The following is a 9,459-nucleotide window of genomic DNA, read 5'->3' as shown; positions in this document are numbered from 1 at the left end:
CCAGCATATCTTTCATCAACGTAACCCAGGTTTAGTAAAGCAAGGTACTTAAAAAAACGGTCCGCTACACTTGCTGTTCCCGGTGGAGTTCATCGGCAACGACCAGACCCGAAATCAAGGCTGGCGGCACCCCTGGTCCGGGTACGGTCAGCTGACCGGTATAGTATAGATTACTGACTTTTTTATTCTTCAGCGTAGGTTTTAATAAGGCCGTTTGCCGGAGTGTATTGGCTAGTCCATAGGCGTTGCCTTTGAAGGCGTGATAATCCTCTATAAAATCCCGGTGGGCGTAGCTGCGTTTGTAAACGACGTGCGGGCGAATGGCATGCCCTACGTACTGCTCCAAGCGATCCATGATCAGGTTGTAATACTGTTCGCGTATCGTTTCGGTATCGTCAGATAGCCCTGGAGCTACCGGAATGAGTAAAAACAGATTTTCGCAACCCTCCGGGGCTACGCTCGGATCCGTTTTAGACGGAGTGGAGGCATAAAACAAAGGCTTGGAAGGCCACTGCGGCTGCGTATAGATTTCGTGGGCGTGCAGACTGAAATCTTCGTCAAAAAACAAATTATGGTGCTGGAGTTTATCAACGCGTCGGTTGACGCCTAGGTAAAACAGAATAGAAGAAGGAGCCATTGTCCGGCTATTCCAGTATGCTTCGGTGTAGTTCCGGAATTGAGGTTCCACCAAAGCCTCTTCCACATGATGGTAATCCGCTCCCGCCACCAGCGTATCCACCTGATAGGTACCAAGTTTGGTTTGTACCTCCCGCACTTTTCCCCCTTTGATAATGATTTGTTCGACTTCTTCGCCCAGATTGATCTGTACGCCTTTTTCTTCCGCCAGACGTACCATCGCTTTCACGATTTCGTGCATACCGCCCATCGGATACCAGGTACCCAGGGCAATTTCAGCGTAGTTCATCAGGCTATACAGGGCCGGCGTATTTTGTGGAATAGCCCCCAGAAACAGAATGGGAAACTCCATCAGTTTAAGGATTTTCTCCTGACTGAAGTATTTGCGGATGTGTTGGTGAAAGGATTGAAGCACATCCAGCCGACTGACGTCCGCGAGTAGTTTAAGGCTCAAAAACTCCGTAAGGCTCCGACTGGGTTTCCAGACGAAATTATTCATCCCTACGTCATATTTGTAAGAAGCCTGTTCCAGAAAAGCCCGCAAACGCGGTGCACTACCGGGTTCCATGCGTTCAAACAGCTGCTCTAGTTCCGTTTGATTAGCGGGCAGATCAATAACATCTTCGGTATTGAAAATTACGGTATAGGAAGGATCCAGACGTTTAAGCTCGTAGTAATCCGAGGGTTTCTTTCCAAAACGGGCAAAGTACCGTTCGAACACGTCCGGCATCCAGTACCAGCTGGGTCCCATGTCAAAGACAAAACCGTTGGCTTCGAATTGGCGGGCTCGACCACCCGGCGTATCATTTTTTTCCAGAATGGTTACGGAATACCCGCGATCCGCCAGAGCCGTAGCGGCTGCCAGTCCCGAAAATCCAGCTCCTATAACTATTACTCGTTTGCCCATGGTGCAGGTGAAAAATCAATGCAATAACTCCAAGAACCCGCAAATGTTTGGGGGGACTGTATAAGTAAAAAGGCCGAAGCTAGCTTCGGCCTTTCTCTTATATGCTGGGACGGTACGACTAAACGGCGTATTCGTACACGCTAAGGCGATCCTTCAACTCTTTACGAGCCAAGTGAATGCGATTTTTCACGGTACCAATAGGAATTTGTAGTTGCTCCGCAATTTCATGATACTTATAGCCCTGGAAATACATCAAAAAAGGTGTCTTATGCGAATCGTCGAGTACCCGAATCGCCGCATTGATATCTTCCATGGCAAAGGTTGAATAGGCTTGATTATCGGTTGAACTCTCCAGAGAGTTCAGATAGTATAAGTCATCGGACGTATCGATAAACGTGTTCTTACGAACCATTCGCTGGTAATTCGTAATGAACGTATTTTTCATGATCGTATACAGCCACGCTTTGATGTTGGTACCATCGGCGTACTTATCACGATTGGTGAAGGCTTTGAGTAGCGTATCTTGTAACAGGTCGTTGGCTTCTTCAGCATCTTTCGTCAGCCGTAACGCAAAGGGTCGAAGAGATTTGGACACATGGCCAACGTGATGAGTAAATTCAAGAGCAGTCATGGGCTGATTAGGGCGACGGTATGTTTAAGTAAAATATTTGTTTGGTTAAACAATGGCTTAAAACAAAGGGGTACTGAATATTTTGGGCGGCTGTTGAATTCTTTGCTTTAAGCGTTGATAATAAAGCTTTTAAGGGTTCATTGGGGTAAAAGACCGTCTGAGCTTTAAGACACATATCTATACTTAAAAAATTGGGCCACGCTAGTTTGCGGAAGGTTTGATAACTTAGAATTAAACAAATTCTTTATAACTCTAATGCATTTCTAATAATCCACGCGGCTACACCCTTCTCTTTTGCAACATTATTGCAAGAATGATATACCTTTGTTGCCAGGTTTTATTGATAGCACATGATTCGCTGGTTGATCGGAGTAGGATTACTGTTGATGGGTAGTGAGCTACTGGCTCAAAACTGCTCGTGTACGTTACGCGGGGAAGTGAATGACCGGCAGACCGGACAGCCCGTAGCGGGGGCCGTCATCTGGTTGCCCCAAGCCCAGCGGCAAACGCAAACGAACGCCGCTGGAAGGTATGAATTGCGTAACCTTTGTCAGGGCAAGTATCGGCTTATTTGCCAAGTACTGGGCTATCAGTCCGATACCCTTTCCATCGAATTACGCCATGAAGAACTAGAGCAAGACTTGCATTTACAAGAGGAAGACGTTCACTTACAGAATGTTACCGTAACGGCCCAGCGGTTAGAAAGCTCCCTGCTGACCCGCTCGATTATCGAAGGTGCAGCCCTCGACCAAACCCGCGGACAGACGCTGGCCGATGCTTTAAAAAACGTGACGGGTGTTACTTCCCTTCAAACGGGTAGTAGTATTGGTAAGCCTATTATTCATGGCATGCATTCCAATCGGGTACTGATTCTCAACAATGGTATTCGTCAGGAAGGCCAACAATGGGGCAGTGAACACGCTCCCGAAATCGATCCTTTTGTCGCCAAACGTTTAACGGTTGTGAAAGGGGCGGCAGGCGTTCGGTATGGACCGGAGGCACTGGCGGGTGTAGTCTTAGTAGAACCCGAACCATTGCCTCAACAACCTGATTTTCAGGGCGAACTAAACCTGGTTGGTTTCAGTAATGGCCGACAAGGCATCGGCTCATTACAGCTACAGGGCGGTCTGGGAGCGATACCTGGCTTAGCCTGGCGGGTACAGGGCACCCTCAAACGCGGCGGTAACATCCGTACACCCGGTTATTTTCTGGATAATACGGGTATCTCCGAACGCAATTATTCCGTAACGCTGGGTTATCGGCGGAAAAACTGGCAACTAGAAGGCTTCATGAGTCAATTTTCGACGGAGCTGGGCATTTTCAGCGGTTCACACATTGGCAGCGTGAGTGATCTGGAAAACGTACTGAAAAACGGCGAACCCTTCATTAAAAGTGGCTTTAGCTACCAGATTAACCGCCCTTTTCAGGATGTTTCTCATACGCTGCAAAAGCTAAAAATCAGTTATGGTCCGGCTCAACGGGGTGTCTGGAGCCTGACGTTAGCCCGACAAATCAACGAACGGGCCGAGTACGATTTACACCGCCCTCGTAACGATAGTTTAGCCAATCTGAACCGGCCGGAATTAAACTTCAAGCTGACCAGTTACAACGCCGATTTGGTTTGGGAGCACCCAGCGATCGCTAAGAAAATCACGGGCTCGGCCGGACTAAGTCTTTCGTATCAACGGAACCTGGTATACGGTCGCCCACTGATTCCAAATTTCCGACAGCTAACGACCGGGCTCTTCTGGTTAGAAAAATATACCCATCAAGACTGGGAATTAGAAGCAGGGGTACGCTATGACTTTCGTTATCAACGAATTACTCTTTTTCCTAGTCGAGGCGTACGTACCTACAAGCATTTACAATTTGGGAATGCCTCGGGTAGTCTAGGGGTCCTTCGACGGCTAGGTTCGCATTGGTCCATGCGGTTAAATGGTGGCATGGCCTGGCGACCGCCAAATGTCAATGAATTGTACCGTGCGGGCGTTCACCACGGAGCCGCCGCTTACGAGGAAGGTGAGGCGACCCTGAAACCCGAAACGGCTTTTAACCTGGACTATACCACCGAGTATACGGGTAAGCGACTGCGGGCGGAGGTTTCCGTTTACCGTAATTACATTGAGAACTTCATTTATCTGAAGCCGCAGGCCGAACCCATCCTGACCATTCGCGGAGCGTTCCCTTATTTCAAGTATACGCAGGTGAATGCTGTTTTCCAGGGAATCGACGCCTCGTTTACGTACCTGATAACCAAATCACTAAGCTGGCAAACTAAATACGCTGTAGTACGGGCAAAGGATGTTGAACACGAGGCCCGACTCGTACAAATTCCACCCGATCGATTGGAAAATTCCCTACGGTTACAGCCCGAGAAAGCTGTACTGGGCTTGACGAATTTCTTTATGGAAGCCGGGCATTCTTACGTAGCTAAACAAATCCGGGCTCCTGAAAACGGTGACTTTGCTCCTCCTCCAGCGGCCTACTGGCTTTGGAATGCGGCCATTGGCGGTTCTATTCCCATCCATCGTCACCCCTTACAACTGAGCCTGAGCGTCAGTAATGCCTTCAACGCCCGCTATCGCGATTACCTCAATCGCTTCCGGTACTACGCCGATGATCAGGGTCGTAACCTGAGCCTGCGTGCGAAATGGAATTTTTAATTCTCGGCAATCCATAACAAAAGCCCCTTGGGTCGGTTCAACCAAAGGGGCTTTTGTTATGGTATTGTTAAGCTTTTTTGGCAGCAGGGCCGATTGAATCATACACAATCACCTTTTCCCATAAATGGGAATAATCTTCCACAAACTTAAGGTGAATTGGGTGCTTTTGGTAAATTTCTTCTTCATCTAGGTTATCAAAGAACAACATCCACGAAACATCGTAGCCTTTTTCAATCACACTCCGGTTGGTAGAAGCCGGAACGCCAATGTGACTCAGGCGGATGGTCGGAACCTTCCGAAGTTTTTCGAGACCTTCCATTAACTTAGTCCGGTCAGCTTCGTTTCCTTTATTTTTCAGAAAGAAGTACACGTGGTGCACGAAGAGTTCTTTCGAGGGTGCCGCGGCTACGGGTAGCACCGTCGCAGGGGTTGCCGCCACTACGGCAGAAGTCGTCAGGAATTTTCTACGGGATACGTTTTTCATTGATTGAAATATTCTGAAAGAAAGCGTTCAAAAGTACAGGGGATCCAGGGAAAGAACCGATGAGGTCTTAGCATTTACTGATACTAAAACCATTTCCGCACCAACCAAAGAACCACATTAATGAGTATGGTCACCAACAGGCAGGTCGTAATGGGTAGGTACATCCGGAAATTCTCCCGTTCAATGCGAATATCGCCGGGCAATCGACCCAGCCCCTGCAATTTATCGGAAAATAAATAAATCAACAGTCCGGCACCGAGTAATAACCCGCCCAGTCCCATCAGCCACTTGCCTACTTGAGGATTCATCCCTTGCTAGCGTTAGTACCCTTCTTTCTCGGAGGGGAAATCTTTCGTTTTTACATCATCCACGTAATGGGATACCGCCTTTTGAATGACTTCGGAAAGATCGGCGTAGCGACGCAGGAAACGCGGTTTAAATTCCTGGTTGATTCCCAACATGTCGTGCATGACCAGAATCTGCCCGTCGCAACCCGCTCCGGCTCCAATGCCGATGCTTGGAATATGTACGGAAGCCGTCACTTCCGCCGCTAGAGTCGCCGGGATTTTTTCCAGTACGTACGCAAAGCAGCCGAGTTCTTCCAGCAACGCTACATCGTCTTTCAGCTTTTGAGCTTCAGCTTCTTCCTTGGCTCGCACGGCGTAGGTTCCGAACTTGTAAATCGACTGAGGCGTCAGGCCCAAGTGGCCCATGACCGGAATACCGGCACTGAGTACGCGTTCAATGGATTCCCGAATTTCAGCTCCTCCTTCCAGTTTCACGGCGTGGGCTCCCGACTCTTTCATAATCCGAATGGCCGAACGCAGGGCTTCCTGCGAATTGCCCTGGTAGGAACCAAAAGGTAAATCGACCACCACCAAGGCCCGTTTCACGCCGCGTACCACGGACTGAGCGTGGTAGATCATCTGATCCAGCGTAATGGGCAGGGTGGTTTCATGGCCCGCCATCACATTCGAAGCGGAATCGCCCACCAGAATTACTTCTACGCCAGCCGCATCGATGAGCTTGGCCATCGAGAAATCGTAAGCGGTCAGACAACTGATCTTCTCCCCTTTTGCTTTTAATTCCTGTAACGTATGCGTTGTAACTCGCTTGATATCGGGATTGTGTACGGACATGGCTCGTTGATTAAGGACCTTAAGTAGGTGATCAAACACCAATGCCTTTCGGTCTATGTCCTGCGAAATTAGGGCTTGTCCGGGCAAAACAAAAAAGTCTCCGCCCGTAGGACGGAGACTTTAGCAGGCCAGGCCTAGCATTCAATTAATGCGTTTGTTTGAGTTTATCCTTGAATACTTTCTCAAACTTTTCAACTTTGGGTCGCACCACAAACAAACAATAGGGCTGACGGCCGTTTTGGTTGTAGTAATCCTGGTGGTACGCTTCGGCTTTGTAGAAGTTGGTAAAGGGCGTAATCTCCGTTACCAGCGGATCGGGGTAGATTTTTGCCTTATCTACTTCCGCTTTCCAGTGTTCAGCCTCTTCTTTTTGTTTTTCGTTGTGATAGAAAACCGCCGAGCGGTACTGCGGGCCTTCATCATTACCCTGACGGTTCAGCGTGGTTGGATCGTGCGTACGCCAGAATACGGCCAGCAGATCGGCATAGCTAATCTTCTTGGGATCGTAGGTAATCTGCGTTACTTCCGCGTGACCGGTTTGTCCCGTGCAGACGGCTTTATAGGAAGGATCTTCCACAAAACCCCCTGAGTAACCCGATTCTACTTTCACGACGCCTTCCAACCGCTGAAATACCGCCTCCGTACACCAGAAACAGCCGGATCCTAAGGTAGCTACTTCCAGACCCGCAGGTACGTTTACAGTGGTTTTAGGCAGAGGTTTGTCCGTTGTCATAGCTTTCTTTTGCTCCTGTGCGGGCGACTGGCAAGCCATAAGCGTTGCCACCGACAGAAGACTCCATTTGAGCGTTTGAATGAATGTTTTCATGTAGCCTAATAACATCAAGTGTGTAAGGATAGTTTGCTAACCTCCAGGAATATTCCACGCTATTCTTATCTTTTGATTATTCTCTGTCGCTAGGTATTGGCCCCACGGGCACATCTTTTGTTAATACTGCCCACTACTGTACCACCCCGCAGGGGCAACACCCTATTTTTTAGACTTCTGTTCCACACTCTTTATGAATGTATCACTCAACTCCGATGATTTTCGGTTCACAGGCAAGGGTTCTTTCAAAATCAAGGAAGCCGCAACGAAAATTAAAGATCTGTATCAGAACAAGGATGAATACGAAGAGCTGCTGACGCAGTATCGTCAGGAAATCGACGATTTGCAAAGCCTGATGTACGCTCATAATCGTTACGGACTCTTATTAATTTTTCAGGCCATGGACGCCGCTGGTAAAGACGGTACCATCGGCCACGTGATTACCGGCGTCAACCCTTTTGGCGTCAATATTCATAATTTCAAAAAGCCTTCTACCCTCGAACTCGAACACGATTTCATGTGGCGTACGAGCCTGCGACTGCCGCAACGGGGTACCATTGGTATCTTCAACCGTAGTTATTACGAAGAAGTCCTCGTCACGAAAGTGCATCCCGAGATCATTACGAATACGCAACTGCTACCCCATGAGCTTACCGAAGACATGGATAAGCTTTTCAAACACCGGTATAAAGACATCAAGGCGTTCGAAAAATACCTGCGGCACAACGGCATTGAGGTCATGAAATTCTTTCTGAATGTTTCGAAGGAAGAACAGGCTAGTCGCCTCATCAGTCGTATTGAAGATGCTTCGAAAAATTGGAAATTTGAAGAAAGTGACGTCAATGAGCGGGACTACTGGGACGATTACATGCAGGCCTACGAAGAAACCATCAACCAAACGTCGACGAAAAAATCGCCCTGGTACATCATCCCGGCGGATGATAAAAAGAACATGCGGCTAATTGTGAGCCAGCTGATTCTGGAAAAGCTCACCAGCCTCTCCATGCATTATCCCGAAAGCAGTGAAGAACGTCAGAAAGAGCTCAAGAAGCTGATTGATCGTATCAACGAACAGACCAAAGCTTAACGACTGAGTTCTTCCAGATGCCGTACGATTAGCTCGGAACCACGTCGATGCCAGTCCTGAAAACGGGTCTGGATGGACTGGTGGGTTGGTAAATACGTTAGAAAGCGATCCAGATCCAGAAACGACGTAGCTCGTATACCGACGCCGGCTCGTACGGCATCCAGGGCATTCACGGCCTGTTCAAAATGCCCCGGCGTTGGGAATAACATGACGGGCTTACCCAGGTACATGGCCTCACAGATCGACTCGAAGCCGGACGTACTCACCAGTCCCCGGCAGCGACGCATGGCATCCAGAAAAGCCGTCGCATTCACCTGGTGAAGCGTTAGATTAGGCAACGGCTGCTCGATGGCTGCGGCTCCTGGGCGATCCCAGAAGGCCTGCACCTGGGTGTCGGGATGCGTACGGCACCAGTCTTCCAGATCCGAGGCTAAGCGGTAATTGGTGGTGTAGGCTAGTAGGAAAGGTTCTTCGGTCGTTTCCATCTCCAATACGTTCTGCCGGAGTAAGGGCGGAATGACGTAAATATTGGCGGCCACATCATCCGCCATTTCGTAGAAAGACAGGGCTAATTTCCGGCAGCTTCCTAGGGCCGACAACCAGGTGATGGTATTGACGATCCGCCGGTTGAGTACGCCTTCGGCGGGAAGCTCGAAATGGCGGTGCTGTAATAAATATTGGTGAGCAATGCAGACCACCGGAATCGGCGAGCGGTATTGCCACTGCCAGACCCCGCACATCATTTCGTAAAAATTGACGATGACCGTGGGCTTTTTTTCCTGGATAAAGGCATTGATTTCTGCGGCCTGTCGCCAGAAGCGGCTGCCTTTGCGGGCGTTGGTCAACAGCGTAGGCCCAACGGCCAGGGCTTTCGTTTTATCGCTGTAGAGCAGGGCTGGACTTTCCACCGCTTTCAATTCCGTAGGCAGGTACTGCCGTAGCAGCGGCGAGATTTCCCGTTCCGGAGCGACACCTACGATGGCTCCTACTAACTCATGTCCCTGATTTCGCAGGATTTCGTACAGAGCAATCGCCTGCGTCTGATGGCCCCGGCCTTCGCCCTGAATAAAAAAAAGAATTCGCATA

General features: G+C 49.1%; 9 protein-coding genes. 2 read left to right on the top strand and 7 right to left on the bottom strand.

The genetic code is table 11. The features are described from left to right. Positions 1-64: 64 nt before the first annotated feature. Positions 65-1,543 carry a phytoene desaturase family protein gene (locus tag ACOJTG_RS05740; RefSeq protein WP_420152937.1) on the bottom strand — a complete coding sequence of 493 codons (1,479 nt, stop codon included), beginning with the start codon at positions 1,541-1,543 and terminating at the stop codon, positions 65-67. A gap of 118 nt (positions 1,544-1,661) precedes the next feature. Next, complete coding sequence (locus ACOJTG_RS05735) at positions 1,662-2,174, bottom strand: RNA polymerase sigma factor (RefSeq protein WP_104715803.1); 513 nt, start codon at positions 2,172-2,174, stop codon at positions 1,662-1,664. Positions 2,175-2,524: 350 nt separating this feature from the next. Between ACOJTG_RS05735 and ACOJTG_RS05730 the strand changes: the two genes are divergently transcribed. Further along, positions 2,525-4,837 (top strand): TonB-dependent receptor, encoded by a 2,313-nt coding sequence (locus ACOJTG_RS05730; RefSeq protein ID WP_420152936.1) that lies wholly within the window; start codon positions 2,525-2,527, stop codon positions 4,835-4,837. 67 nt (positions 4,838-4,904) lie between these two features. On the opposite strand, the gene ACOJTG_RS05725 is transcribed toward ACOJTG_RS05730, so the two are convergent. The 4 genes from ACOJTG_RS05725 to msrA form a co-directional block, all read right to left on the bottom strand. Next, positions 4,905-5,321 carry a Dabb family protein gene (locus ACOJTG_RS05725; RefSeq protein WP_420152935.1) on the bottom strand — a complete coding sequence of 139 codons (417 nt, stop codon included), beginning with the start codon at positions 5,319-5,321 and terminating at the stop codon, positions 4,905-4,907. Between the two features lie 83 nt (positions 5,322-5,404). Then, positions 5,405-5,629 (bottom strand): DUF2905 domain-containing protein, encoded by a 225-nt coding sequence (locus ACOJTG_RS05720; RefSeq protein WP_420152934.1) that lies wholly within the window; start codon positions 5,627-5,629, stop codon positions 5,405-5,407. Between the two features lie 12 nt (positions 5,630-5,641). Continuing rightward, a complete protein-coding gene (gene panB, locus ACOJTG_RS05715) occupies positions 5,642-6,460 on the bottom strand; it encodes a 3-methyl-2-oxobutanoate hydroxymethyltransferase (protein ID WP_420152933.1) in 819 nt (272 codons plus the stop codon). 145 nt (positions 6,461-6,605) lie between these two features. Beyond that, positions 6,606-7,286, bottom strand: coding sequence for a peptide-methionine (S)-S-oxide reductase MsrA (gene msrA / locus ACOJTG_RS05710; protein WP_094815209.1), 681 nt, complete (start codon positions 7,284-7,286; stop codon positions 6,606-6,608). A 193-nt stretch (positions 7,287-7,479) separates the two neighbouring features. Between msrA and ACOJTG_RS05705 the strand changes: the two genes are divergently transcribed. Beyond that, the gene (locus ACOJTG_RS05705) at positions 7,480-8,373 is read left to right on the top strand and encodes a polyphosphate kinase 2 family protein (RefSeq protein WP_420152932.1); all 894 of its coding nucleotides are present in this window, start codon (positions 7,480-7,482) and stop codon (positions 8,371-8,373) included. Here the strand turns inward: ACOJTG_RS05705 and ACOJTG_RS05700 are convergent. After that, positions 8,370-9,458: a glycosyltransferase family protein gene (locus ACOJTG_RS05700; protein WP_420152931.1), complete on the bottom strand. Its 1,089-nt coding sequence runs from the start codon at positions 9,456-9,458 to the stop codon at positions 8,370-8,372. The genes ACOJTG_RS05705 and ACOJTG_RS05700 overlap by 4 nt on opposite strands. Between the last annotated feature and the right edge of the window lies 1 nt (position 9,459).

It is taken from the genome of Siphonobacter sp. (assembly GCF_048595215.1).
Taxonomy (GTDB): Bacteria; Bacteroidota; Bacteroidia; order Cytophagales; family Spirosomataceae; genus Siphonobacter.
Note: the sequence above shows the minus strand (reverse complement) of the source record. Positions and strands in the feature narration are given on the sequence as shown.

Excerpts from the sequence above, each read along its gene's own strand:
- ACOJTG_RS05720 (WP_420152934.1), bottom strand. The coding sequence starts at position 5,629 with ATGAATCCTCAAGTAGGCAAGTGGCTGATGGGACTGGGCGGGTTATTA.
- ACOJTG_RS05705 (WP_420152932.1), top strand. The coding sequence starts at position 7,480 with ATGAATGTATCACTCAACTCCGATGATTTTCGGTTCACAGGCAAGGGT.
- ACOJTG_RS05700 (WP_420152931.1), bottom strand. The coding sequence starts at position 9,458 with ATGCGAATTCTTTTTTTTATTCAGGGCGAAGGCCGGGGCCATCAGACG.
- ACOJTG_RS05730 (WP_420152936.1), top strand. The coding sequence starts at position 2,525 with ATGATTCGCTGGTTGATCGGAGTAGGATTACTGTTGATGGGTAGTGAG.
- ACOJTG_RS05735 (WP_104715803.1), bottom strand. The coding sequence starts at position 2,174 with ATGACTGCTCTTGAATTTACTCATCACGTTGGCCATGTGTCCAAATCT.
- msrA (WP_094815209.1), bottom strand. The coding sequence starts at position 7,286 with ATGAAAACATTCATTCAAACGCTCAAATGGAGTCTTCTGTCGGTGGCA.
- ACOJTG_RS05725 (WP_420152935.1), bottom strand. The coding sequence starts at position 5,321 with ATGAAAAACGTATCCCGTAGAAAATTCCTGACGACTTCTGCCGTAGTG.
- panB (WP_420152933.1), bottom strand. The coding sequence starts at position 6,460 with ATGTCCGTACACAATCCCGATATCAAGCGAGTTACAACGCATACGTTA.
- ACOJTG_RS05740 (WP_420152937.1), bottom strand. The coding sequence starts at position 1,543 with ATGGGCAAACGAGTAATAGTTATAGGAGCTGGATTTTCGGGACTGGCA.